At 64.3% G+C, this 25,012-nt stretch carries 24 protein-coding genes and 1 pseudogene; 13 read left to right on the forward strand and 12 right to left on the reverse strand.

The features are described from left to right. The 4 genes and pseudogenes from V6M49_RS06650 to V6M49_RS06665 all read right to left on the reverse strand — a co-directional run. Positions 1-516 (reverse strand): annotated as a pseudogene (locus V6M49_RS06650) (pyruvate dehydrogenase (acetyl-transferring), homodimeric type); the annotation flags it as partial. A gap of 534 nt (positions 517-1,050) precedes the next feature. Next, positions 1,051-1,392: a hydroxyisourate hydrolase gene (uraH, locus tag V6M49_RS06655; RefSeq protein WP_141141671.1), complete on the reverse strand. Its 342-nt coding sequence runs from the start codon at positions 1,390-1,392 to the stop codon at positions 1,051-1,053. After that, positions 1,389-1,886 (reverse strand): 2-oxo-4-hydroxy-4-carboxy-5-ureidoimidazoline decarboxylase, encoded by a 498-nt coding sequence (uraD, locus tag V6M49_RS06660; RefSeq protein ID WP_141141670.1) that lies wholly within the window; start codon positions 1,884-1,886, stop codon positions 1,389-1,391. Before uraD ends, uraH begins: the two co-directional genes overlap by 4 nt. Positions 1,887-2,144: 258 nt before the next feature. Then, the gene (locus V6M49_RS06665) at positions 2,145-3,116 is read right to left on the reverse strand and encodes a matrixin family metalloprotease (RefSeq protein ID WP_246848622.1); all 972 of its coding nucleotides are present in this window, start codon (positions 3,114-3,116) and stop codon (positions 2,145-2,147) included. A gap of 126 nt (positions 3,117-3,242) precedes the next feature. On the opposite strand from V6M49_RS06665, the gene V6M49_RS06670 reads away from it, so the two are divergent. From V6M49_RS06670 to V6M49_RS06700, 7 genes are all read left to right on the forward strand, one after another. After that, positions 3,243-4,016, forward strand: coding sequence for an oxygenase MpaB family protein (locus V6M49_RS06670; protein WP_141141668.1), 774 nt, complete (start codon positions 3,243-3,245; stop codon positions 4,014-4,016). A gap of 114 nt (positions 4,017-4,130) precedes the next feature. After that, positions 4,131-4,700, forward strand: coding sequence for a GNAT family N-acetyltransferase (locus tag V6M49_RS06675; RefSeq protein ID WP_141141667.1), 570 nt, complete (start codon positions 4,131-4,133; stop codon positions 4,698-4,700). 264 nt (positions 4,701-4,964) lie between these two features. Further along, on the forward strand, positions 4,965-6,275 hold the full coding sequence (locus tag V6M49_RS06680; protein ID WP_141142206.1) for an MFS transporter: 1,311 nt from the start codon (positions 4,965-4,967) through the stop codon (positions 6,273-6,275). Continuing rightward, complete coding sequence (locus tag V6M49_RS06685; RefSeq protein WP_246848620.1) at positions 6,272-7,108, forward strand: RidA family protein; 837 nt, start codon at positions 6,272-6,274, stop codon at positions 7,106-7,108. Before V6M49_RS06680 ends, V6M49_RS06685 begins: the two co-directional genes overlap by 4 nt. Then, positions 7,102-7,491 (forward strand): RidA family protein, encoded by a 390-nt coding sequence (locus V6M49_RS06690; protein ID WP_332760621.1) that lies wholly within the window; start codon positions 7,102-7,104, stop codon positions 7,489-7,491. Before V6M49_RS06685 ends, V6M49_RS06690 begins: the two co-directional genes overlap by 7 nt. Further along, positions 7,488-8,135, forward strand: coding sequence for an RraA family protein (locus V6M49_RS06695; protein WP_141141665.1), 648 nt, complete (start codon positions 7,488-7,490; stop codon positions 8,133-8,135). The genes V6M49_RS06690 and V6M49_RS06695 overlap by 4 nt, the downstream gene beginning before the upstream one ends. Before the next feature lie 207 nt (positions 8,136-8,342). After that, positions 8,343-8,828, forward strand: coding sequence for a hypothetical protein (locus V6M49_RS06700; RefSeq protein WP_141141664.1), 486 nt, complete (start codon positions 8,343-8,345; stop codon positions 8,826-8,828). 144 nt (positions 8,829-8,972) lie between these two features. On the opposite strand, the gene V6M49_RS06705 is transcribed toward V6M49_RS06700, so the two are convergent. The 6 genes from V6M49_RS06705 to V6M49_RS06730 are packed head-to-tail and all read right to left on the reverse strand — an operon-like array spanning position 8,973 to position 17,641. Next, positions 8,973-10,181 (reverse strand): aminotransferase-like domain-containing protein, encoded by a 1,209-nt coding sequence (locus V6M49_RS06705; RefSeq protein ID WP_332760622.1) that lies wholly within the window; start codon positions 10,179-10,181, stop codon positions 8,973-8,975. Positions 10,182-10,201: 20 nt separating this feature from the next. Continuing rightward, on the reverse strand, positions 10,202-11,491 hold the full coding sequence (locus V6M49_RS06710; RefSeq protein ID WP_332760623.1) for a M20 family metallo-hydrolase: 1,290 nt from the start codon (positions 11,489-11,491) through the stop codon (positions 10,202-10,204). Between the two features lie 10 nt (positions 11,492-11,501). Then, positions 11,502-13,235 (reverse strand): amidohydrolase, encoded by a 1,734-nt coding sequence (locus V6M49_RS06715; RefSeq protein WP_332760624.1) that lies wholly within the window; start codon positions 13,233-13,235, stop codon positions 11,502-11,504. An 18-nt stretch (positions 13,236-13,253) separates the two neighbouring features. Then, positions 13,254-14,660, reverse strand: coding sequence for a gamma-aminobutyraldehyde dehydrogenase (locus V6M49_RS06720; protein WP_332760625.1), 1,407 nt, complete (start codon positions 14,658-14,660; stop codon positions 13,254-13,256). Between the two features lie 12 nt (positions 14,661-14,672). Further along, positions 14,673-16,313: a thiamine pyrophosphate-dependent enzyme gene (locus tag V6M49_RS06725; RefSeq protein WP_332760626.1), complete on the reverse strand. Its 1,641-nt coding sequence runs from the start codon at positions 16,311-16,313 to the stop codon at positions 14,673-14,675. Next, complete coding sequence (locus V6M49_RS06730) at positions 16,310-17,641, reverse strand: MFS transporter (protein WP_332760627.1); 1,332 nt, start codon at positions 17,639-17,641, stop codon at positions 16,310-16,312. The genes V6M49_RS06725 and V6M49_RS06730 overlap by 4 nt, the downstream gene beginning before the upstream one ends. Positions 17,642-17,790: 149 nt before the next feature. Here V6M49_RS06730 and V6M49_RS06735 point away from each other — a divergent pair, with 149 nt between their 5' ends. Together V6M49_RS06735 and V6M49_RS06740 are read left to right on the forward strand one after the other, a co-directional pair. Further along, a complete protein-coding gene (locus tag V6M49_RS06735) occupies positions 17,791-18,972 on the forward strand; it encodes a PucR family transcriptional regulator (protein WP_332760628.1) in 1,182 nt (393 codons plus the stop codon). Positions 18,973-19,085: 113 nt separating this feature from the next. Next, positions 19,086-19,769 carry a DNA alkylation repair protein gene (locus V6M49_RS06740; protein WP_332760629.1) on the forward strand — a complete coding sequence of 228 codons (684 nt, stop codon included), beginning with the start codon at positions 19,086-19,088 and terminating at the stop codon, positions 19,767-19,769. A gap of 85 nt (positions 19,770-19,854) precedes the next feature. On the opposite strand, the gene V6M49_RS06745 is transcribed toward V6M49_RS06740, so the two are convergent. Then, positions 19,855-20,052, reverse strand: coding sequence for a hypothetical protein (locus V6M49_RS06745; protein WP_058931239.1), 198 nt, complete (start codon positions 20,050-20,052; stop codon positions 19,855-19,857). 427 nt (positions 20,053-20,479) lie between these two features. On the opposite strand from V6M49_RS06745, the gene V6M49_RS06750 reads away from it, so the two are divergent. The 4 genes from V6M49_RS06750 (at position 20,480) to V6M49_RS06765 (ending at position 22,400) form a co-directional block, all read left to right on the forward strand. Then, positions 20,480-20,740 (forward strand): hypothetical protein, encoded by a 261-nt coding sequence (locus tag V6M49_RS06750; RefSeq protein ID WP_141141655.1) that lies wholly within the window; start codon positions 20,480-20,482, stop codon positions 20,738-20,740. 54 nt (positions 20,741-20,794) lie between these two features. Then, complete coding sequence (locus V6M49_RS06755) at positions 20,795-21,127, forward strand: ArsR/SmtB family transcription factor (RefSeq protein WP_141141654.1); 333 nt, start codon at positions 20,795-20,797, stop codon at positions 21,125-21,127. 12 nt (positions 21,128-21,139) lie between these two features. Next, positions 21,140-21,637, forward strand: coding sequence for an SRPBCC family protein (locus tag V6M49_RS06760; protein WP_141141653.1), 498 nt, complete (start codon positions 21,140-21,142; stop codon positions 21,635-21,637). Positions 21,638-21,806: 169 nt separating this feature from the next. Beyond that, positions 21,807-22,400 carry a J-domain-containing protein gene (locus tag V6M49_RS06765; RefSeq protein ID WP_332760630.1) on the forward strand — a complete coding sequence of 198 codons (594 nt, stop codon included), beginning with the start codon at positions 21,807-21,809 and terminating at the stop codon, positions 22,398-22,400. A gap of 104 nt (positions 22,401-22,504) precedes the next feature. Here V6M49_RS06765 and V6M49_RS06770 read toward each other — a convergent pair whose 3' ends face one another. Next, positions 22,505-24,844, reverse strand: coding sequence for a transglycosylase domain-containing protein (locus V6M49_RS06770; protein ID WP_332760631.1), 2,340 nt, complete (start codon positions 24,842-24,844; stop codon positions 22,505-22,507). Between the last annotated feature and the right edge of the window lie 168 nt (positions 24,845-25,012).

Raw genomic sequence — 25,012 nt, forward strand, 5'->3', positions numbered from 1 at the left:
CTCCTCGGCGAGCCGGCCTTCCATAAACGCGCGGGCGTACATGCCGGGGGAGGCGTGGCCCTGGAAGAAGACCTGGTCACCGCCGCCGGAGTGGTCCTTGCCGCGGAAGAAGTGGTTGAAGCCCACCTCATACAGGGTGGCGGCCCCGGCGTAGGTGGAGATGTGCCCACCCACCCCGATGTTCGGCCGCTGCGCCCGGTGCACCATAATCGCGGCGTTCCAGCGCATGTACGCCCGGTACCGGCGCTCGATCTCTTCGTCCCCCGGGAACGCCGTTTCCTGGTCCACCGGGATGGTGTTCACATAGTCCGTGGTGGTCACCATCGGCACGCCGACGCTCTGCGCGCCCGCCCTTTGGAGCAGGCTCCGCATGATGTATTGGGCACGCTCGGTGCCCTGTTCCTGAATCAGGGCATCCAGGGACTCCAGCCATTCGGCGGTCTCTTCCGGATCACGATCAGGCAGCTGGTTTGTCAACCCGCTGAGGATATGGGAGGTCTCTTCTCCTGCAGCCACGTCCAGCCTCTTTTCATCGTTGAATAGTTGGCTCAAGTTTTCATTCTGTGAGAAAACTTTATTGCATCTCGAGATTATCCAAGCGACAATCCGCGCGTCAAGGCGAGCGGACGGTCACATTTGGCTGCTAACGGAGCCACAAGCAACGCGGGGTCGGATACGGCCCCATAAGCCGCCTGGAATCGGCCCTATCTGACCCCGCGTTGCTTTCAGGCGGACGTGAGGAGCCTGCCCCAGCGCGGGTCCAGCAGCGGTGCCCCCGCCATCCTGAGGCAATGCCACAGCGTTACGGCCGGGCTATGAACTGTGGATCACGATCTTTGGGATCCCAATTTGGGATCAAGGAATTTGTTCCGTCATGGCCCACCCGGGCCAAATCACCGATTGTGACCGCCGTTGGCGTTCCGGCTGGCGGAGTGGTTGCGGCCAGCGGGGATCCTGCCGGCGGGGCCGGATGATGGGCGCGCGAAAGGGCCCGCGGCGACGCCGCGGACCCTTCCTGTCGCCTCAGTTTTCCGGCGGGGGCCGGCGGGCTCAGCTGCCCCGGTACGTGGAATACGCGAACGGGCTGAGCAGGAGCGGCACATGGTAGTGGGCTTCCGATTCCAGCACGCCAAACGTGAGGGTCACCTCCGGGAAGAACGTTTCGGTGCCGGTGGCGGCGAAGTACTTGCCCGTGTCGAACGCCAGGCGGTAGGTCCCCGAGGGCAGCCGCTCCGGTCCCAGCTCTTTGATGCGCCCGTCCGCGTCGGTGGTGCCCGCTGCGATCCGGACCCAGCGCTCGCCGTCGAGCGCCTGGAGGGTTACCGGGATCTCGGCCGCCGGTTTTCCGGAGCCGGTATCGAGTACGTGCGTGGTGACGTGGGAGGTGCTCATCTGCCCATCAGTCCTTCGAGTCGGAGCAGTGCGATTTCCCGCAACTGCTGGCCAATGATTGTTTGTTCCGCTTCGGGGGTGTGGGTGAGCCTGGTGTTGAGGGCGGCCAGGATCTCCTCGCGGCTGCGGCCGGCGGCGCGGATCAGGAACACCTGCCCGAACTTTTCCTCGTAGGTCCGGTTGCCTTCCGCCAAGGCCTTGGCGACGGCAGCGTCGGCCACGCCCAGTCCGGCCTGTTCCGACTGGGACAGCTTCGCTTCCGCGCTGTCGCCCTGCGCCCGCTCGCCGATCCGCGGATGGTGGGCGAGGGCCGCTTTGATCTCCGCCGGCGTGAAGGGGTTTGCTGCGCCGCGGCCCGCAGCAAGGAGCGCGTCGAGGCTGGAATAGGGCCGCGCGTCGGCGAGCTCGTCGATCCAGCGTTGGATGTCCAGGCAGGGGCGCAGGAAATCGGCAGCCTCCGGGCGGCCGGCCGTGTTGAACTGTTCAAGGTGCATAAAACAGATCCTCGTGTTTTGATGCTGGCATCCACGGTGTAGGGCTATGCGGATAAGCTATTCCGCATCATGGAACTGTTATTTCAGCATATGCAAAAGTCAACCGCACGCACCGGCGGGTGTCAACTGCCGGGACGCTGCCTGGGCCACGCCCAAACAGAAAGCGGACGACGGCGGGAGCTCCCGCCGTCGTCCGCTGACGGGCAAAGTCCGCTGACCCGCAAAGCGCGCAGCCGCACCGACGTGGATATGTCAGGGCTACAGCCGCGGGACGCACTCCCCGGTTCCCAGCAACGCCAGCCCTGCGCGGTCGCCATCGCCGAAGTCGAACTGACCGCTGTTTTCCGCATACATCAGCTGCGTGGGATCGTCCACGTGGTCCAGCCCCAGGACGTGCCCCAGCTCGTGCATGATGATGGCGCGGATGTGGGCAGGTCCCTCCGGCCAGGCCAGTGTTTCCGCGAGGCCCGGCGCATCGAGGGTCACCTGGCCGGCGACGTACACATAAGGCTCGCCGGGAATATGGGCGTAGGCGCTTCCACCGGTTCCTGCAACCTTCCCTGCCAGCTTGGGTGCTTCCGCCGGCGACGACCACGCAATGAGAATCGGCGCCCACTGCTTGCCGTAGCGCGCCGGCTGGTACGCTTCGCGGGCTTCGGATGGCGCCTCGGACGTGGTTCCGTCATACACGAACTGCAGTCCCGAGGCCGCGGAAACCGCGGACACGGCCTCCTGGATAAGTACGTCCGTTCCTGGCGGCGCGTTGTCCGGCCGGACCACGTAGTGCAGCGGACGGCAGGGGTCGTAGGCAACAAAGGCCTGGCCCGGATCCGGGGACTTCTGCAGGACATAGGCGGTGGATCCGCTCGTGGCCGGCGGCAGGCCGAGCGGGGCTGACGCGGCCTCAAACCCTGGTGGCGGCACTTTGGCGCCCGGCAAGTGGGGCATGGCTGCCGGCAGCACAAACCGTTCGAAGAGCGTCGGCGTGAAATAGAGACCCGCCACGAGGGCGATGCCCAGGACCGTGGCGGTGCGCGATCTCCACTTGCGCCCGCGGACTTTCCGGCCGTGGACGGTCCTCTTGGCCGAGATTGGCGAGATGGGGGCACCGCGCCACGGCTCGGGCGCTGGCGGCTTGCTCAGTGCCTCATCGATTGCCCACTGCGGAATGCGCCCGCTGGGCGAACGGCGGATGCGGGGAAACTCCCTGCCGCCAGAATCTGATTCCAACAGTTCCCCCTTGCGCTGCCGTGCCATCTCCTTTGATGGTCTGCCCAGCATAGTGGCGGTCCCGTTGATCCGGACGAACGGCGTCGCGAAGGAAGTAGCGGCTGCCTTCTCCGGTATCGTGGGTCCATGGTGCGGAACCTGGCCGACATCGGCGCTGAAGGTGTATTGCTCGCCGGGGCGGGCCGCGCCATCCTGCTGCAGATCGCGAACCCCGCGGTGGGCCATGGCGTCGCCGAGCACAGTGACTTTATGGCCCGTCCCCTGGACCGCTTCCGGGCTACGGTCACCTACGTCTACGCTGTCGTTTACGGAACAGAGGCCCAGGTCGCGGCCGTCCGCCGCAGCGTCAACCGGGCCCACTCCGCGGTCCGCCGCAAGCCCGACGCCGGCTCCCACGGGTACAGCGCGTTCGATGCCCAGGCGCAATTATGGGTGGTGGCAACCCTGTACGACACCGCCATCACCGTCTACGAGAAAATCTACGGCCCGCTGGACGACGAGACGGCAGACCTTATGTACCGCGACTACGCAAGAATCGGCACCGTCCTGCAACTTCCGGCGGACCTGTGGCCGGCCGACCGCGCAGCCTTCAGGACGTACTGGGACGCGTCCCTGCTGAGACTGGAGCTGGACGCCGTCACCGCCGGCGTCGGCCGCGACCTCCTGTACCCGCCGGCCGGGCCGCTCTGGCTGCGGATGAGCATGCCGCTGATCCGGTTCATCACCGCCGGGCTGCTGCCGGACCACTTGCGTGCCGGCTTCGGGCTGCCGTGGAGCGACCGCCACAGCCGCCTTTTCGAGCGCACCACCCGGTGGTCCGCCCTGGTGTATCCACGGCTGCCGCGGCCGGTCCGGCACTGCGTCAAGAACTACTGCCTCGGCAGGCTCCGCACCTCATAGGAAAGCGCCACATGGGCAAGACGGACGACGGCGGGAGGTCCCGCCGTCGTCCGCGTGCCCTGGTCTCAAATACGATTGACCGACGATCCTGATCGAAAGGTTTTTGGGCTGTCCATGAAGGTCACCACCACAACGCTCCAGATGCTCCAGCCGCCAGCCTGGACGGCGCGCCCGTTGCCCGATGAGGCGCGGTTGGACCGGGCTGACGGGGTCACTCCGGAGTATGCCCGTTTCCTCTATGGCCTGGTGGGCGGGCCGTGGCATTGGACGGATCGGCTCGAGTGGACACGGCAGCAGTGGGCCGAGGAGCTCGCCGTGCCGGGGATGGAATTCTGGGTCCTTTATGGTGAGGGCGTGCCGTGGGGCTATGTCCACCTTCAGCCCGTAGTCGCCGAGGATGGCACGCACGTCGAGGTCAGGTACTTCGGCCTTTCAGGGCAGGCGATCGGCCGGGGCCTCGGCGGCCGGCTGCTGGAACACGTCATCACGGCCGCATGGTCGTTGGCACAACGCTGCGACCTCCCGCCGGTGTCCCGCGTCTGGGTCCACACCTGCACCCTGGACGGTCCGGCGGCCCTGGCGAACTACCAGTCCCGCGGGTTTGTGCCGTGCGGGACTGAGGAAGAGGACATGGAAGTGGCGGAGGAGCCGCCCGGTTCCTGGATGGCCACCGGCGGTCGGTAATGGCCGCATAACTGAGGCGGGCGGATGTGCCCGAAGGCTGTGAGGGATTCTGCCGCGGCACGCATCCTAAAAATTTGGGCAAATGCCCTATTTTGAGGGTGTAACCGGGGGGAAAAATCTATTGAATTGTGATCTCGCGCACACCAATGTTGAGTGCACCGATCAGTTACATTTCACCTCAGCCGCCTCTCACGTTGGAGAAGAGCCATGCCCCAATCATCCGTTGCCCCGCCCGCAACAACGTCCGGTCCCAAAATAGACAAGATGCGCAAGATCGCAGTAGCCAGCGTTATCGGAACCACCGTTGAGTGGTACGACCTGTTCCTCTTTGCTACCGCTTCTGCCCTCGTTTTTAACAAGATCTTCTTCCCAAGCTTTGATGCACTGGTTGGAACCATGCTGGCCTTTGGCACCTTCGCTGCTGCCTATGTCGCCCGAATGGCCGGCGCCGCACTCTTCGGCCACTTCGGTGACCGGATGGGGCGCAAATCGATGCTCCTCACATCACTGCTGACGATGGGTGCCGCGACATTTGCCATCGGCCTCCTGCCGGACTATGCAACGATCGGCATCGCAGCACCGATCCTTCTGCTCGTCCTTCGAGTCATTCAGGGACTTGCCCTGGGCGGGGAGTGGGGCGGCGCAGTCCTGATGGTGGTGGAGCATTCTCCGAAGGACAAGCGCGGGTTCTACGGGTCCCTGGTCCAGGTCGGTGTCCCCGGCGGAACGCTGATCGCCAACCTCGTGTTCCTGATCATCGCCGGAATCATGCCCGAGGAAGCCTTGCTTGCATGGGGCTGGCGGATTCCTTTCCTCGCCAGTGTCATCCTGGTTGCTGTGGGTCTCTACATTCGGCTGACCCTCGAAGAGACTCCCTCATTCCAGGCCGTCAAGGACGCGGGAGCCAAAGCAAAAATGCCCCTGGCCGAACTGCTGCGCAAGTACTGGAAGCAGGTCCTTCTTGGCGCGCTGGCGACAATTTCCACCGGAACCGCCTTCAATATTCTGGTGGCGTTCGGGCTGACCTACGGCAAGACAAAGCTGGGTTTTTCCACCAATGACATGCTGATTGCAGTCCTGGCGGCGTGCGCAGTGGGTATCGTCATGCTCCCCGTTTTCGGAAAACTGTCGGACAAATTTGGCCGCAAGCCCATCATCGTCGGCGGAATCGTGGCCGAGATCGTCGTCTCATTCCCGCTCTTCTGGCTGATGGACACCCGTTCCCTCGCCGGTGTGGTCTTCGGATACATCCTGCTGATGACGGCATTTTGTGCGAACTACGGCCCGATCGCTACTTTCCTGGCCGAACTCTTCGGTTCGCGGGTCCGATACTCCGGCCTCTCCGTCGCCTACATGCTCGCCGGACTCCTGGGAAGCGCCATTACACCGGTCGCCACAACGGCGCTGCTGAACGCCACAGGCCAAGGTTCCTCCGTGGCATGGTTCATGATCGGCTCGGCTGCCGTTTCCCTCGTGGCACTGCTCCTGCTCACCGAAACGCTGCGTTCCAACATCGATGCAATCCACGAGGCCCCTGCCGAGGCTGCCGACCGCAACGAACTGGCTCGAGCATGATCAGGCGCATCGGCACAGCGGACCCCGTCAATGCCCTGACCAGTCAATCCCCGCGGGCCGTCGTGGCCAACGGCCTGGTATTTACCTCAGGACAGGTACCGCTGCCCACCGTCCCGGAAGATGGCAACCGGAATTTCGCCGACGACGTTCGCCTGGCGCTCTCAAACCTCTCCGCGACTCTCGAAGAGTCGGGGTCCAGCCTGAAACACGTACTGAAGATAACTACGTTCCTCACGGATCCACGGCTGGCCGAATACAACGAGATCTACGCGGACGTATTCGGCGATAACCTTCCTGCCAGAACCACCGTTATGGTGTCCGAAAGCAACTACAGCATCGAAATCCATTGCATAGCGGCGGTGGCGGACGTCCAAAAGCCACCGCATATTCGCCGCATCGCCAACGCACCCGGAATGGCTCCGGTACTGGGACCCTATTCCCAGGCCGTCGTTGCAAACGGAATGGTCTTCACGTCAGGCCAGATCCCGGCCCGAAGCAGTATGCAGGACCAGCCGGAGGACTTCGCCGGAAAAGTCCGCCAGACCCTGACCAACCTGGAAGCCATCCTCCTTGAGGCGGGCTCTGACCTTGCCCACGTCGCGAAGGTCACCACCTATTTGACGGACCCGGACCAGTTGGCCGAATACAACGGAGTGTACGCCGAGGCTTTCGGATCAACGTTGCCGGCCCGCACTTCATGCTGCGTTGGCATTTGGGACATAGCGCTGGAAATCGAATGCATTGCTTTCGTGGCGGACGGACCGCTCCAGGACCCACTTACGAACGGGCCGAAATTCGTCTCCGTTACCCAGGAAGCGGTGCAGGCATGCTGAATCGACTGGCTACATTTCCAGGTATGGCGGCCTCGGTGGGGCCTTTCTCCCAAGCAGTGGTTGCAGGGGGATTTGTCTTCACCACAGGCCAGATTCCACTTATCGCAGGGACGGACGGACGACCGGCGGACTTTGAAGGGAAAGTCCGCCAGGTTCTGACCAATCTACAGACCGTTCTTGAGGGGGCGGGCTCCAGCCTTGACCACGTGGTCAACGCGACCGTGTACGTATCCGACCAGACTCAGGACGAGGAGTACCGCCGTATCTATGCTGATGTGTTCGGTTCCCGCGCACCGGCACTCACGTCGATCTGCGTGGGGATTTGGGATTTCTCCTTCGAGATTCAGTGCATAGCTGTTGTCAAGGAGGGAAGCAGTTCATGAACGGCACAGTTCGTCTGACCCAGGCCCTGGGTGCGGAGCTGGTTAGCCGGCTTCAGTCCGTTAGCTTTCCCACCATCGGGCATTTCCTGGAGGAAGGTTTCCTCGACTCGGGCGTCCGGTCGATGCTCCGGAACGTTCACCTTGTTGGCCGGGCAGTGACTGTTCGCGTTGCCTCTGCGGATGCCTTCGCCACGAACCGGGCGTTGGCGCTTCTGGAACCTGGCGACGTTCTGGTCATCGAAACAGGGCATGACACCACTCATGCAACGGTGGGTGCTGTCACCGCGTGTGCAGCCCAGTGCGCCGGTGCCGCAGGGATCGTGGTGGATGGTGTGGTGACCGACATCGTGGAGCTCCGGAGCGCGGGGCTTCCGGTGTTCGCACGTGGAACCAGTGTCCTGACGGCTAAGCGCAAGCTCGATGCCAACAGTGCGGTGAATGTTCCTGTGCTGTGCGGCGGGGTGACGGTAAACCCCGGCGACGTAGTGATGGCCGACGACAATGGTGTCCTTGTTCTCTCTCCGGAGGATGCCGCCGCCATCGTCGATTTAGTCCTGTCAACGGACCGTGCCGAACCGGACATTCTGCGACGCCTGCGTTCGGGGGAGGCCATCGACACGGTTCTTCCCGGCGGCATGGAATAAGCTCCCCGGAACCGCCGAATGCAAAGTGCCCGACTGGTATTCCAGTCGGGCTCTTTGTTGTGATCTTCAGAGTTCGCTGGCGGCATTTCCGCGGCTCACGCTGACGTCGCCCAGGGCGACGAACGAGCCTAACTAGCGAATACGTGGGCGGATGCCGTTGAGCCGTTGTCTGCGACTTCTTCGCCGATCGGACAATACTGTGTAGCCATGACGAAAGAAGAGATAGCCCTCTGGGTTCAGGTCGCCGCAGTGCTCGCGGCCGTGGCGGCGGCGATTGTCGCACTCATTGTGTCGGCGCTGGATCGGCGGAACTCGCGCCGTATCGCCGGCGAAGACCGCCGCGCGGCGCTGAAGCAGGCACATCTGATGTTCGAGCTTGAAACTCTTCTGAGGCTGAAACAGAACCTAGGGCGCGGAGGCCACTCCGACAGCACGATCAGTAGCGATATGGGCGCCGAAGCTGCCGCGCTAGTCGGAGCGCTCGGACCTGGTCGTGTTCCGCGTAGCTGGAAATTCCTAGTTGACAGTAAGCCCGAGGAGATAGCCAAGTCAGTCGAGGATCCAGCCACGCCTGAGTGGCTGAAGAAGTCGATTGAGGCACACCTAGCCCTTTCGGCGGTTGCCGATGAGATAAGGCGAGAAAACGACCTGCTCGTGCCTCGTTCGGCGACCGCGTTACAGGGAAAGCCCTAGCCGCGTTTCCCGAGCGACGAAAGCCCCGCTATGCCTCTGGACGGCGGGGGAGCGGTGTGTCCAAGGCAATTGTCGGAGTAGGGCTGCAGCCTGACGAAGCTAGCCCGAGATGTCCGGCCCGAAATGTCAGCCCCGCGAAGCGGACTAGAGCCTTGCCAGCACGGGAGCCAGCCGGTGGATGCCCTCGGTGATGAGGTCCGGGCTGAGCGCGCTGAACGCCAGGCGCAGCTTCTGCGACGGCGCTGTGGTCGGTGAGAACGCGGCTCCCGGGAAGTACACCACGCCGGCGTCCACCGCCGTCGTGATGAGCGCCTGGGTATCCACAGACCCAGGCAGTGTGAGCCAGGTGAAGAAGCCGCCTTCGGGCCTGGTCCAGGTCACGCCGTCGGGCATGGTCTCCGAAAGCGCCGCTAGGGCGGCGTCGCTGCGGAGCCGATAGGCGGCACGTGAGACATTGAGCTGGCCCTGCCAGTCGTAGTCGCGGAGATAGGCAGAGGTGAGCATCTGGTTAAAGGCCGGCGGGCACAGGGTGCTGGACTCTCCGATAATGAGGAAGCGCTGCTTCAAGTGAGGCGGAACCAGCGCCCAGCCGAGCCTGAGGCCGGGAGCGAATATTTTGGAGAAGGAACTCAAATAGATGACGTCCAAGGGGTTGGCCGCCCGCATTGCAGGAAGCGCGTCTCCACGGTACCGGAGCAATCCATAAGGGTTGTCTTCAACCACGAGGATGTTCGCGTCCCGGCAGATGTCCACTACCTGCTGACGCCGTTCCAGGCTCAGGGTCACACCTGTTGGATTGTTGAAGTTGGGAATCGTGTAGAGGAACTTGATGCGCTTCCCCACTCGCCGCAGCGCATGGATGCGTTCCTGCAGGGCTTCCGGGATCAGTCCGTCAGAGTCCGTCAGAACAGGCTGGACGTCGACTTCGTACACGGAAAACGTGCCCAGGGCCCCCATATACGTGGCATCATCGGTCAGCACCGTATCGCCAGGATCGCAAAGAATCTTCGTCACGGTGTCAAGACCAAACTGGGATCCGATGGTCACGGAAACGTCGTCGGGGTCGGCGTCAGTGATGCCTTCGAGGGACATGATCGAGCAGATCTGCGACCGCAGTTCCTCGGTTCCCTGCCCGGCACCGTACTGCAGCGCCTGGGAACCCTGGCCGGCGATAATGGCAGCCGACGTCTCGCCAAGGGCAGCCAGAGGCAGGGAGCCGACGTCGGGGTTTCCACCTGCCAGTGAAATAATCCCTGGCCGGGCAGCGGCGGCAAAGATCTCCCGCACGGCCGTGGACGGGGTGCGTGCCGCCCGTCGGGCCCACAATTCCGTATGGTGCGAGCGGACGGACATGGCATCCTGATCCGCCACTATCATGGCGTGCGATTCCCTTCGGTGGAAACAGGCTCCAGGTCTCCGCTGCAGAGCCTGCTGGCCACCTCAGTCAGCATGGTCAGGCCTGCGACGATGTCCTCGTCCGTGGTGTATTCGTGCTCGTTGTGCGAGATGCCGTCCACGCTGGGCACAAACAGCATCACCGTGGGAACAATGTCCTTCATGTTGGTGGAGTCGTGCCCGGCCAGGGTCATCACAGTCTTGTTGGACAGACCAAGATCGGCGGCAACCTTGGCCGCGAGTTCCACGCCTTCGGGCTGATACGGGCTCACCGGCCAGGAATGCGAGTGGTTCCGCTCCACCGTGACGCTGGCCAGGGTCTCGATCTCCATGATCCGCTGATGCAGCAGGGCATCGGCCTCTGACAGAACGACCTCGTCCGCGCTGCGCAGATCCAGCAACAGGCTGACGCGGGACGGCACAACCACAGGGGAGTTCGGGTAGACGGTGAGTTGGCCCACCGAGGTATGCAGAACGCCGGGGAACTTGTCTGCCAGTTCGCGGGCTGCGACCACCATCATGGAGGCGCCCAGGAGGGCATCCTTGCGGTCCGCGATGACGGTGGAGCCGGTGTGCGCCTGCTCGCCGTGCACCACGAACTCGTACTTGTTGGCCGCCCAGTTGGAGTGCACCAGCCCGATGGTGACTCCTTCCCGCTCCATGCTGCGGCCCTGCTCGATGTGGATTTCGGCGCAGAACGCCGCCTCGGGGCCTTCATAGTCCCCGCGGCAGCCGATGGCATCGAGGGCGTCACGGACGCTCACTCCGCCGGCATCCGTGATGGCCATGGCTGTTTCCAGGTCAAGCTTGCCGGTGTAGACGGAAGAGCCCATCATGGACGGCTTGAAGCGGGACCCTTCTTCGTTGAACCAGTTGACCACCGCGATGTTGAACCGTGGCTGGCTGTCCGGCCCGGCGGAGACCCATTTCTCCACCAGCCGGAACGCCGCGTGCGCCGCGGCGAGGACACCGTACGCGCCGTCGTAACGCCCCGCCGTCGGCTGTGAATCCATGTGCGAACCCAGCACCACGTATGGTGCGCCGGGCACTGCCTCGTAGAGGCCCCACTGGTTTCCGGCGCGGTCAAACCTTACGGTGAAACCGCGGCTTTCGAGGAGACCCGCAAGCCAGCGGCGCTGCTCGCCGTCCGGCACGCTGGCCGCCTGCCGGTCCACGCCCCCGTTCGCCGTTGATCCAAACTGGCTCATGATTTGGAAGTCCCGGATGAACGCCGCGTCCTGGGTGCTGAAAGCTGTTGTGGTGGTCAAGGTATTTCCCCTATGAACGGTCTGATGGGATGTGCTGCAGAACCTTTGGCCTGCCGTGGGTCAGTTCCAGGCCAGGTGTTAGGTGGGTGAACTTGCCGGCGACGGAAGTGGCGAGCACTTGGAGTCCGGAGATATCGTCGACGGCGAGCGGAGAGCCGGACAGGACAGCGAAGTCTGCCAGTTTGCCGGGTGTCAGTGCGCCCTTGATGTGGGACGTGCCAGTGGCCGCGGCGGCTCCGGTGGTGTAGGCGGCGAGGGCTTGAAGCGGTGTGAGCCGCTCATCCGGGTTCCCGAAAACGTTCCCGGTTGAGGTGCGCCTGTCGACGAACGCCTGCATCCCGCGGAGTACGTTGCCGTCAGCCACCGGACGGTCCGAGCTGCCGGCCACGGTCACGCCGGCGTCCAGAAAGGATGCCGCCCGGTAGGCCCAGTCCAGCCGTTCCCCACCCAGCGAGGCAGTCATACCGTCGCCGCCGTCCGCGAAGAAGCTGGCCTGCGGGGTGACGGCGATTCCAGCCTCCGCGATCCGGACCACCTGTTCAGGCCTGGTGATGGACGCGTGCTCGATCCGGTTGGGAACGGTCCGTGGCCCGTACTTTTCCGCGCACTCCGTGATGATGTCAATCGCCAGGTCGACAGCCCGGTCCCCGATGGCATGGGCGGCTATTGACCAGCCCGCCGCGTAGGCGGTCTCGATCCGGTTCCGTAGCGCTTCGGGATCGGCCTGGAAATAGCCGGTGTTGCTGCTGTTGTCCGTGTGTCCGTGGCTGCAGTAGGCCTCGCTGACCGCCGCCGTTTCGCCCAACAGTGAGCCGTCCAGGAAAACCTTGGCCGGCCCAAGGGACAGGAATTCATTTCCAAAGCCGCTGTACATGCCCAAATCAAGGCCCGAGGCTCCAGCCGAATCCGCGCCGTGCCCATCCAATGGGTGGAGCGCATCCAGGACTGGCATGAGCTGTGCGCGTGCGTGGAGCCGGCCGTTGGCCATGGCCCGCTGGTAGGCGGCGAGTTCCACGGGGCTGTGTCCGATCCAACCGCCGCCGATTCCGGCTTCGGTGAAGCTGGTGATTCCTTCCGACGCGTAGTACCGGGTCCCACGATCCAGGGCGGCTTCGATGCCGTCCAAGGTATACGGCAGGATCAGCTGCTGGATCAGCTGCTGCGCCGTCTCCTGAACCAGCCCCGTGGGCCGGCCGGCGGCGTCGCGGACTATCACCCCGCCGTCGGGGTCGGGAAACGACGGCGACTCGGCACCTGCCAGCCGCAGCGCCGCGGTGTTGACCACAGCCATGTGCCCCGAATTGTGACGGATAAACAACGGCCGGTTCCCGGTGATCCGATCCAGTACGGCAATGTCCGGAAACTTGCCGCCATGCTGTGTCTGGCTGAAGCCGGTGGCCATAAGCCATCCGGTCTGCTGATCCGTGGTCTTCTCCTCGCCGGTGGCCCCAACCGTGGCCATGTCCGCCTCCAGCAGGGCATACAGCTGGTCCAGGCCGCGGGCGGCTGCAACGTCCACTTCTGCCAGGCCCAGGCCGAACCAGGTGGTGTGGCAGTGGGCGTCGATGAAGCCGGGAGTCACCGTAGCGCCGTGGAGGTCCAGGACCTCGACGGCGTCCAGCCCGTACACGTCTTCGTCCAGGCCCACCACGCGGCCCTGCCAGATGCCCAACGAGGTGGCGTGCGGGCGCCGCTCGTCCATGGTGATGATGTCCGCATTACGCAGCAGCAGATCGAGTTTCATGGTTTACCTAGAGTGGGTTTAGCGGTGGGAGGTGGTGACGGATTTGATGCGGGTGTAATCCTCCAGGCCGAAGACGGAAAGGTCCTTGCCTGTGCCGGAGTGCTTGAAGCCGCCGTGCGGGGCCTCGGCCGGAATCACCTGGTGGCAGTTGATCCAAACGGCGCCAAAGTCCAGTTCATTGGAGACCCGGGTGACCACTCCGTGGTTGTTGGACCAGACGCTGGACGCCAGGGCGTACTGGGTGCCGTTGGCCAGTTCCAGGGCTTCTTCCTCTGTGGCGAACGGCTGGACAGTGAGCACAGGACCGAAGATCTCGTCGCACACCACCTCGTCGCTTTGGAACACGCCGTCGATTACCGTCGGTTCGAAGTGGTAGCCGGTGCCGGTGCGCTTGCCACCGGCGAGGACCTTCGCGTTGGCTGGCAGCCGGGACATAAAACCCTCCACCTGGTCCAGCTGGGCGGCGCTGTTAAGCGGTCCGAGGTCGGCACTGTCACCGCCCACCTGAAGCGCGGAAGCGGCTTCGGCGAGGGCGGCCGCGAATTCGGTGTGGATGGTTTCGTGCACCAGGACGCGGGTCACTGCGGTGCAGTCCTGCCCGGCGTTGAAGAACGCACTGAGCGCGATCTCCTTGGCGGTCAGGTGGATGTCGACGTCGGCGAAAACGATCGCCGGTGCTTTGCCACCGAGTTCCAGGTGGACGTCCTTAAGCGTCTTCGAGGCTGCGGACATGACCTGCGCCCCGGCACGGGTGGAGCCGGTGATGGAGACCATTTCCGGGATCTCGTGGTCCACCATGGCGGCGCCGGTTCCGCGCCCGCCGCAGAGGATGTTCACCACCCCTGCAGGGTAGGCCTCCTGTGCCAGCTCACCCAGGATCAGTGTGGACCAGGGCGTTGTATCGGCCGGCTTGAGCACCAGCGTGTTACCGGCGGCCAGGGCTGGCCCAATCTTCCAGATGGCCATCATGAACGGGTAGTTCCAGGGAGTAATCTGGGCGACCACGCCGAGAGGTTCCCGGCGGACCGTCGAGGAGAATCCCCTGACGTATTCGGTCTGTGCCGTTCCGGAGACCACCCGGCACGCACCGGCGAAGAAGCGGAGCTGGTCCGCGCCCCGCAGGATTTCGATCTCCCTGGTGATCTGCCGGGGCTTTCCGGTGCAGGCCACTTCCGCCTCCAGCAGCCGGTCCGCGTTGGCCTCGATCAGGTCAGCGAGCTTGAGCATCATGGCCTGGCGTTCCGCCGGGGTGGTCCGCTTGTAGCTCTTGAACGCCGTGTGCGCGGCCTGGAAGGCGCGGTCCACGGTTGCTGAGTCGCTGTCCGGTGCGGTGCCGAGCTGGACTCCGGTGGCCGGATCGAAAAACGGCAAGGAAGCCGCAGCCGGAACGGACTGGCCGTTGATGATGTTGTTCAGGGTGATCATGGAATGCTCCGGTCAGTTGCTGGCGGTCTGGGGCGAGCGGGTGGCAGGGTCCTGCGGCAGGTGCAAGACCGCGGGAAGCCCCGACTCGGCTGCCCGTCGGAACGCGGCAGCGAAGTCCTCGGCCTTCTCAATGCGCTCGCCGTATCCGCCGTAGGAGCGGGCCAGCGCGACGAAGTCCGGGTTGGTCATGTGCGTGCCGGAGGGGCGGCCCGGATAGTGGGCTTCCTGGTGCTCCCGGATGGTGGCAAAAATGCCGTTGTCCACCACCAGCACGATGAACCGGGCGCCGTGGCCCATGGCCGTGGCGATCTCCTGCCCGTTCATCATGAAGCAGCCGTCTCCGGCCACGGAGATGACCTGGCGGCCCGGGTAGGCCAGGGACGCCGCCACCGCTGCAGGGATGCCCATGCCCATGGCGCCGTTGCGGGGCGCGGCCAGTGAGTTCGCGGCGTTGTGTTTGAGGTAGCGGGCCGGCCAGAGCGAGTGGTTCCCCGCCCCATACGTGATGACGGCGTCGTCGTCCATTTCCTGTTTCAGGATTTCCATAACGACGGCGAGGTCCACATATTTTGAGTCCACTTCGTTGGCCCTGTCCGGCTGCGCGGTGGAGAACTTTTCGTAGTCGGCGCGGGCTTCGGCCAGCCAACCCGCGGCCGGCTTCACCTCGGAGGTGGTAGCGGCGAGGAGCGTGGCGAAGGACGCGACGTGGGCGGGGATGTGCTGATCCAGCCGGCCGAAATGACCCAGCAGGTCGGCGTCGGCGTTGACAACGACGGTTACTGCATCGAGGCCACGCCGGTAGCCGTCGGAGAGCACGTCGGCGCGGACGCAGCCGACGAAGATCAAGAGATCGGCCTCGTCCAGCCGTGCCGCGTTGGCGTCGCTGCGGGCGTAGCCCAAGTATCCGGCGTAGGCACCGCTATTGTGCGGAACCGCATCGTAGGCGCGGAAATCAGCCAGGACAGGAACGCCGTGGCGTTCTGCCCAGCCGGCCAACGCTTCGGAAGAAGCCTGGTCCCAGCCTTCGCCGCCCACCACGATCAGCGGTTTGTGCGATGCTGCCAGGCGCTGTTCCAACGCCGCCAGGTCTGACGTGGTCGGCTCGGACCGTGCCACCACTCTGGGCTGCACTGTTCCCGAGTCGATGGCATGGACCAGGACGTCTTCGGGAAGCCCGATCACCACGGGTCCTGGGCGTCCGCTCAGTGCGGTAAAGATAGCGTCGTCAACCACGCGGGCGGCGGACGCGGCGTCGTCGAGCGTCACCACTTTCTTGGCGGTGCTGCCGAACCAGGCGTTGATGTCGAATTCCTGGAAGGATTCGCGGCCGCGGTCGGCAACCGGGATGAGGCCCACAAAGAGGATCAACGGGGTGGCGTCCTGGTGGGCGGTGTGGATGGAGATGAATGCATTGGCGGCGCCGGGGCCGCGGGTCACCATGGCCACGCCGGGCAGCTCCGTGAGCCGGCCCTCGGCGAGTGCCATGAACCCGGCGCCGCCTTCGTGGCGGGTCACCACGGTTTCAATAGAGGAGCCGTGCAGGCCGTCCAGGACGTCCAGGAAGCTTTCGCCGGGGACACCGTAGACCCGTCTGATGCCGGCACGCTCAAGCTGGGCAACGATCAAGTGTCCGGCGGTGGTTTGGGTGCTCAATGCTTCATTCCTTCTTCTTCGATGCTGAGTGCCGGCAGGAAAATGCCGGACAAGGCGGTCATGATGGAAACCACCAGGAGGATGATGGCGCCAGGCCAGAATGAGTTGCCGCTGGCGGCCACCAGCGCCGTGGCAATCAGCGGCACAAAGCCGGAAATCACGCCGGCGCTGTTGGAGGTGATAGCTACCCCCGTGTAACGGACTTTTGTGGCGAACAGCGAGGTCAGCGCGGTGCCGGAGACGGCGTAAGGGACGGACAGGGTGCACACGCCGACGATCATGGCCAGGATCACCAGGGCGGGGTTGGCGGTGTCGATCAAGAGGAAGACGGGCACAGCGACGATAGCGGAGGCGATGCCGCCCCAGAGGATGACCTTGCTGGCGCCGTACTTCTCGCCCATCCGGCCTGCCCAGATCAGCACGAAGATCTCAAACACCGCTGCGAGGAGCGAGCCCATGAGGAGGGTCTCGTAGGGCATCTTGAGGACCTTGGTGCCGTAGAAGACCACGAAGCTGGTGATGAGGTAGAAGCCGCCGATGCCGAGGAGTGCCGAGCACCCGCCCACCAGGATCTGGCGCCAGCTTTTGGTCAGGACACCGCGGATTGGGGCGTGCTCGGTTTCACCGGATTCCATGAGTGCCTCGAACTCCGGCGATTCGCTGAGCTTGCTGCGGATCCACATGGAGATGGCCAGCAGGGGGATGGCGGCAATAAACGGGATGCGCCAGCCCCAGGCGTCGAAGTTGGTTTGCCCAACGAGGTAGAGCATGCCGAAGAAGCCGCCGGAGGACAGGATGGTGCCGATCGGGGAACCGATCTGGGGCAGGGCGGCGTAGCGGGCGCGCTTGGCAACGGGGGCGTTTTCGACGGCAATAATCACCGCACCGCTCCACTCACCGCCAACTGCCAGGCCCTGCAGGATGCGCAGCGCCACCAGGATGATGGGCGCTGCGACGCCGATGGTCGCATAGTTCGGCAGCAGCCCGATCAGGCCCGTGACAACGCCGATACCGACGATGGTGATCATCAGGATCTTCTTACGCCCTACCTTGTCGCCCAGGGCTCCGAAGATGAATCCCCCGATGGGACGGGCCACGAAGCCCACAGCAAGGGTGGCGAAGGAACTCATGGCGGCGACGAACGGATCGGCTGAAACAAAGTACTGGGCGTTGAATACCAGGGCGGCGGCCGTGGTGAAGAGGAAGAAGTCGTACCACTCCAGCGCGGTGCCCACCAGCGCGGCCAGTGCCACTTTTTTCGTCACACGCTCGTCTACAACGCGGGGTAGCGATGGTCCGAGACCAGTTGCGGGGCTGCTGCTTGCCATGCTTACTCCAATAACGGATGGTAGTGCGGATAGATTCTGCCGGCCGGGGCCAGATGGGTGTGACGGGTCTCACCGGATTCAATTGTCTCAGTAGATCTGCTCAAATAAGTTAGCTGGCGGCAACCGAAATCGGCTTGTATGGTGTGTGAATGCACAATCTTGAGGATGCCGCCGTCGCACGGAGGTGGTCGGAGCTCGTCGAACAGCTTCACCACAGGGTCGACGTTTTGGCAAAGAAGTTCATCAGCCAGGTCCGGGAGATCCCGGAATACGGCGAATCAACCGTCGAGACAGACGAGATCATGCAGACGGCCCGGGAAACTTTCCATCGGCTGGTGAACGGCCTCAGGAGCGGCGGCAACGCTGAAGCCGGGGCGGACTATGACGCCGACATTTCAGCGTCCCTGGGAGCCAAACGTGCACGGGCCGGGATTCCCGCCGAAGCGCTGGTCTCTGCCGTGCGCCTGGATTTCACCATCCTTTGGGCAGAGCTGCTGGCCATTGCCACACCGGAAGATGCGCCCATGCTGACCGCCCGCGTGGATCAAGTGTGGCGGGTTGTCGACGAATTCGCCGTCCGCACGCACACGAGTTACCTCAATGAACGGGTGCGGATGGCTCAGGAGGAGTCCAGCATTCAGAACGAGTTCATTGCCAGGCTTTTCAGTGTGGTGAGTCCCTCGGCGGACACAGCTGCCCAGGTAGCTGAGGCGTTGGGAGTCTCCGCCAATGCTCGGTTTGGGCTCGTCGCGGCCAGTGGGAGCGCCGCCGCCCGGCTGCGAGCTGCCCAGGTGAAAGCCGCGGCCAAGCGCAACCAGCGATTCTTTCTCCGGGAGTCGGGCGACATGGCTTATGTCTTCTGGCCCGTGGCAGCAGCGCGGACGGGAGAAGTCAAGGCTGTCATCGCAACGGTGCCGCAGGTATTTGCGGACATCCCCTGCGGCGTAGCCGAAGCGAACGGTTTGCGCGCTTTGCCCAAAGCGGCACGAACCGCGTCGAGCTTGGCGGCACTCCTGCAGCCTGCGGACACCGGACCGCTATCTGCCAACCAGGCGTGGCCGCGCCTTGCCAAGCGGCAACTCGCGGAGGCTGGTCTGGACCTTGTGGAGGAGCTTGACGCTGCGCTTGACCCGTGCCGTGGCGTGGAGCGGGAACGACTCACCGAGGCTGCCCGCCACTTTCTTCAATCGGGAAGCGTGACGCTCACGGCGGAGGCACTGTTTTGCCACCGGAACACGGTCCTTAACAGGCTCAACCGGTTTCAGGAGTTGACCGGCATTGATCTCACCGTGCCCAACCAGGCCGCGCGGCTCGTTGTGGCATGGGCATGACCAGCGTTGGCACCCAACAGAAGTGGACGACGACGGGAGCCTCCCGCCGTCGTCCGCTTCCGCTCTGTCAGCCGTAGGCTGGAACCGACAAAAGGGTGACCGAAAGGGTGACAATGTCCGAGACCATGACGGCGGGGCTGCTGGGCGAGGTGATGGCCGAGCTGGCCGTGCTTGAGGACCCGAAGATGCGCGAGGCGAACGAGAAGCGCGGCGACGACCACGGCGTGAACCTGTCCAAGCTGCGCGCGGTCGCGAAGCGGCTGAAGACGCAGCAGGAACTCGCCCGCGAGCTCTGGGCCACGAACGACACCCCGGCCAGGTTGGTGGCGCTGCTGATCTGCCGGCCAAAGGCCTTCGAACGCGACGAACTGGACACCATGCTCCGCGAGGCGCGCGCCCCCAAAGTGCACGACTGGCTCGTGAATTACGTCGTGAAGAAGAGCCCGCACGCGGAGGACCTGCGCGTGGCCTGGATGGCTGACCCGGATCCGGTGGTCGCCAGCGCCGGCTGGGCCCTGACCAGCGAACGGGTGGCGAAAACGCCTGCGGGGCTCGATTTCCCTGAGCTGCTGGACATTATCGAGGCCCAGATGAGGGACGCCCCGGACCGGCTGCAGTGGGCCATGAACCACACGCTGGCTTTCATTGGGATCGAGCATCCCGAGCACCGGGCCCGGGCGCTCGATATCGGCGAACGGCTCGAGGTCCTCAAGGACTACCCGACGCCCCCGAACTGCACGTCACCGTTCGCGCCGATCTGGATCAACGAGATGGTGAGCCGCCAGGCAACCGCGTAAGGCTGTCAGCCCGGATGCAAAACTGAAGCGGACGACGCCGGGAACCTCCCGCCGTCGTCCGCTTCAGTTTTCGGCCGTGAAATGATCAGACGGTGGCGAGCTGGCGTTCCTGGCCACGGACGCTGACCGTGAAAGTGTTGGGGCCGCTGCACTGGACCGCAATGCGGCATTTGGTGGTGTTCGCCTTGACCGAGAGGTCGTGCACAATGCTCTCCAGGGTGTGCTCAATCGCAGACCGGTCCCAGATTTTTAGCGTGATGGAGTCAGTGTTTTCAAACGTCATTGTCAGTACTTTCGCTCATGCAGTTAACGGCTCCGCGTCGTCCTTGAGCGGGCCGCATCCTCGTCGGTGAGGATTGCTGATCTTGGTAGTGCGGGAACGGGGTCCCGATCTCATGGTTCATGCTTGCCGCCAAGATTTGCAACAGAAATGGCCAAAGTGTGAGCGATTACACGCTCGCGCCGGCAGGTCCTGTCACAAAGTGGTGGACGCGCTATTTCGGCAGCGGTAATCTTTCAAACGGGCACAAGCTGACCGTGTGCCTTTGAGTGAAGGCGCCGCCACCGCTTCTTCGGCGCCGCGTTCGGGTCCACGCACTGGGGCAACCAAGAGGCCTTATGAGCCGTAGTCGGCTGCGCCGCCAGCTACGGTCGAGCCAATACTGCCATTCATCCCTTGATGGAATTCCGTCTTGCTAAGAGGTCACGCAATGAAAACTCCTACTCGTCGTTTCGTCATGCTTTCTGTCGCCATCCCGCTCGCCTTCACAGCCGGACTGCCAGCTGCCCAAGCGGCCAACCCGAACGCCAGCTGCGTGGGAATCATTGTCTCCAGCGAGGCTCCGGCCGGGGAGTTCGACGTGGACACCTACAAGGATCTGGCAGAGAGTGTCGGGGTGTCCCCCTTCGGACAGTTCGTCGTCACCGGAGCCCGGTTGCATGAAGGCTCTATGGAGGCATGCCTCCCGTAGCCTTCCGCGGGTAAGCCTTGACACCCGGCCGCCCCGGGCGTATCGTACAACCAAATGGTTGTAGATCAGCTCAGAGACGCGGACGTGGACCGCCTGTTCCAGGCCCTCGCGGACGCCACCCGGAGGGACATTGTCCGGCGGGTGACGGCCGGGGAGTCTTCCGTCTCCGGCCTCGCCGCCCTCTACGCCATGAGTTTCGCCGCCGTCCAGAAGCATGTGGCGGTGCTGGAGCGGGCTTCCCTGGTAACAAAGGAGAAGCGCGGAAGGGAACAGATCGTGCGGGGTAACCACGAAGGACTGCAGAAGGCCCGCCGGCTGCTCGATGAGTATGAGGCGATCTGGCGGCAGCGTGCCGGGCGGATCGCGGACATTCTGGCTGAAGGATAGGAAGGTTTCGCAATGCCTGTTATCAGTTCCACCAAGAATCTCGAAGCCCTCAGCTTCACCCTCGTTGCCGAGTTCGACGCCGGCGTCGAGCAGGTCTGGCAGATCTGGGAAGACCCCCGCCAGCTGGAGCGGTGGTGGGGCCCGCCCACCTGGCCGGCCACGTTTGAGGCGTTCGACTTCCAGCCCGGCGGAAAGGCCGGCTACTACATGACCGGCCCCGAGGGGGAGAAGGCCGGCGGCTGGTGGCGCTTCACCGCCATCGAGGCGCCGCGCAAACTCGAGTTCGACGACGGCTTCGCGGATGCTGACGGCGCCCCTAACGAGGCCATGGGAGTCACCCATGCCGCCGTTGACCTCGAAGACCTCGGCGGCCGCACCCGGATGACTGTTCTGTCCACCTTCGAGTCCGAAGAGCAGATGGAACAGATGGTCCAGATGGGCATGGAAGAGGGCATACGAGAGGCTGCTGGCCAGATCGACGCACTGCTCGCCGAACACGCCCGCGCCTGAGTAACGCTGACGGTTTTGACGCAAAAGGGGAGAGTACGACGGCGGGACGTCCCGCCGTCGTACTCTCCCCTTTGCTGTGGGTACTGTCCTTTCCGTTGAAACCTGCGGTCCACGTCTGAATACTGGAAGTCTGAAGGGTCGGGACGGGCAAGGAGGCGGTGAAGGGATCATGGGCGGCGGCGACAGTGCCTTCAAGCGCCGGCTGGAACGGGCTGCTGAAATGCGCTCCTACCGCGGGGCCGGCATCAGCGCGGAGGAAGAGGCCGAAATTGAGGCCGCCGAGGCCAAGGAACGGGACAAGCGCAAGAAGGTCGACGATGCGCGGCGGGCGGAGTACTTGATCCGGGACGCCATGGCCCAAGGCAAATTCGACAACCTCAAGTACGCCGGCAAGCCCATCCCCGGGCTGGGGGAGGCCTACGATCCCGACTGGTGGGTCAAGGGCCTGATCCAGCGCGAAAACATCAGCGGACTGGGGCCCAAAGCCATCCTGCTCCGCACCGAAGACGCCGAACTGGACGGCCGCCTTGATGCGCAGTTCACCGAAAAACAGGTCCGGGACATCCTTGCCGACTTCAATGCCCGGGTGGTCGACGCCCGCCGCCAGCTCCAGGGCGGCCCGCCCGTCGTCACCAAAACGCGGAACGTCGACGCCGAGGTGGCGCGCTGGCACGAACGCCGCGCCGCCCGCGCACAGGACCCCCTACCTGAACCGGAGCCGCAGCGCTCCTGGTGGCAGCGGCTATGGCGCGGCACCACTTAGCTGAGCGGGCACCACTTAGCTGAGCGGGCGAGGGGAATGCGCGGCGGAGGGAACGGTCGACGGCGGTGCCTCCCGCCGTCGTCGGCTCTCAGGGTCTTCGGCTCCTAGCGTCTCCCGCCCGGGAAGCCGTTTTGCGGCGGAACGCCCGGAATCTCGGGCACAGGCGGCGGGACAGGCGCGGGAGCGGGAGCAGGAGGTGGCTCCGGCGCGGGTGCGGGCGCGGGTGCGGGTGCTGGTGCGGGCGCCGGGGCGGGTGCTGGCCTCGGCGCGGCCGGTGCGGGAGTCGGTTTCGGCGGGGCAATCATGGATGCCGGCGGGGCCGGGAACGGGTTTGCCGGGTAGAGCGGGGCGGCCTGGAGCATGTAGTTGACCCACTGCGGCCCGGCGATCATGTAGCCGTCAAGGCGGGGGTAGAACTGGCCGTTGATGGTGACGTTCTGGCCGGGGCGGTTTTGGCCCTCCAATGCGTCGCCGAAGAAGGACGCTGTGGCCAGCCCCGACGTATAGCCCACCACCCAGGTGGAGCCGTTGTTGTTGGACGTGCCGGTCTTGGCGGCAACCGGCATCAGCGTGTGGATTTTGGGGTTGATCCACACGCCGGAGCCGACCTTCAGCACGTCCTGGAGCACTGCGTTGACGCCTCGGGCAACCTCAGGTTTGACGGCGTCGCGGCACTCGCTGGTCTGGCCCGGGAGTTTCCCGCCGGACATGTCCGTTACCTCGAGCACGGCAATGGGGGCGCAGTACCGGCCGTCGTTGGCAAAGGTGGCGAAGGCATTGGCCAGGTGGACCGGGGCGACGCCGATGGCGCCGAGGAGATTGCCCAGCTGATGCATGTTGATCTGCGCGCCATCGAGTCCGCTGTGCAGCCCCACGCTGTCCACCATCTTCTGGATGCCGCAGAAATCAAGCTGGGCGGCCGAGGCGAAGGTGGCCGTGTTGATCGAGTTGTACAGCCCGTAGTTCACGGGCATGGGGCGGTAGTAGCCCTGATCGGCATTCTGCAGGTCATCGGCGGCGCCCAGCTCAGGGTTGTTCTGGGCCGTGCTGTAGGCGCCCAGCACCCTTCCGCAGCTGGAACGCCACGGGAAGCCCAGCGGATACACCCGGCGGGAGGCGTCCACCACCCCGGTCAGCGGCTTGCCCTCGTTCAGCCACTCTGCGAACGTGAAGGGCTTCATGGTGGAGCCGGGCTGGAAACCGCCCGCCCCGTTAAGGTCATTGCCTTGCGGATCGCGGGAGTCCACGTTGAAGTTCAGCTGGGTATCGAACCTGCCCTCGGCCGGCAGGAACACCGTATTCTGCGCCATGGCCAGTATTTTTCCGGTGCCCGGCTGCACCGTCACGAGGGAGGCGCCCCAGCGGTCAGGATTCGCCCCGGCGGTGGCGTCCACCTGCGTCTGGGCCGCAGCCTGGAGCCGGCTGTCCAGCGTCGTGACGATGGTGAGCCCGCCCCGGTACAGCTTCCGCTCGCGCTCGATCAGGGTGGTGCCGTAGGCCGGGTTGTTCAGGATCAGGTGCGAAATGTAGTCGCAGAAGTACGGCGCCATCTGGGCGTGGGCGCAGCCCTGCTTCCCCGGACTGAGCTTGAGCTCGATGGGCGCGGCCGCGGCGGCGTCATGGTCCGCCTGGGTGATCTTGCCCGTGGCCAGCATCTCCGCAAGAACCTGGTTCCGGCGGCCTGTGGCCTGCTCCGGATTGACCGCGGGGTTGTAGTAGCTGGGGCTGTTGACCAGCCCGGCCAAGAGGGCCGCCTGCGGCAGGTTGAGATCGGCGGCCGTGGTGCTGAAGAAATACCGTGCCGCGGCCTCGATCCCGTACGCCTCGCGGTTGAAGAACACGATGTTCAGGTAGCCCTCGAGGATCTGGTCCTTGCTGAACTTCTTCTCCAGCGCGATGGCCAGCTTCATCTCCCGGAGCTTGTCCCCGATGCTCTTCTGGCCGCTGAGGATCACCGCGTCGGTTTTGTCCTGGGATACGAAGGACTCGTTGATCACGTTGGTGACGTACTGCTGGGTAATAGTGGAGGCGCCCTGCCTGCCCTCATTCGTCAGGTTGAAGATCGCAGCCCGGACGATCCCCTGCGGGTCGATGCCCGGGTGCTCATAAAAGCGGCTGTCCTCGATGGCCACGATGGCATCCCGGACAAAAGGCGATATCCGGTCCAGGGGGATCCTGATCCGGTTCTCGGCATAGAACGTCGCGATCGGCTGGCCGTCGGAGGTGAGGACCTTGGTGGATTGCGAGGGCGACCCGACGATCAGTTCCGAGGGCAGATTTTCAAAGTAGCTGATGGAGGTGCTGACTCCGTAGCCGACCGTCGCCACAGCCGGGACCACGAGGCTTGCGGCCAGGACGCCGCACATGGCGCTCGCAGCAAAGAACCCGATGACCCTTCCCAGGGTGGCGGCCAACCGGTGCCTGCGTTTCTTTTGCTGCGCCATTGTTCAGCCCCAAGCTCGCGACGTGTGATCAGAATACGCCGCTGCACCTGCAGCATCCAGATGCTGGAGGAACTGATGCCAAGCCGGTATTTTACGTCCCCAAGTCCGTTCCGGGTCTTGTTCCGCGATACATACCGATATATCGTTAAGTGTCGGTGAGTAGTCGAC

Origin of the sequence: Pseudarthrobacter sp., assembly GCF_036675385.1 — a bacterium.
In the GTDB taxonomy this organism is placed as follows: Bacteria; Actinomycetota; Actinomycetes; order Actinomycetales; family Micrococcaceae; genus Arthrobacter.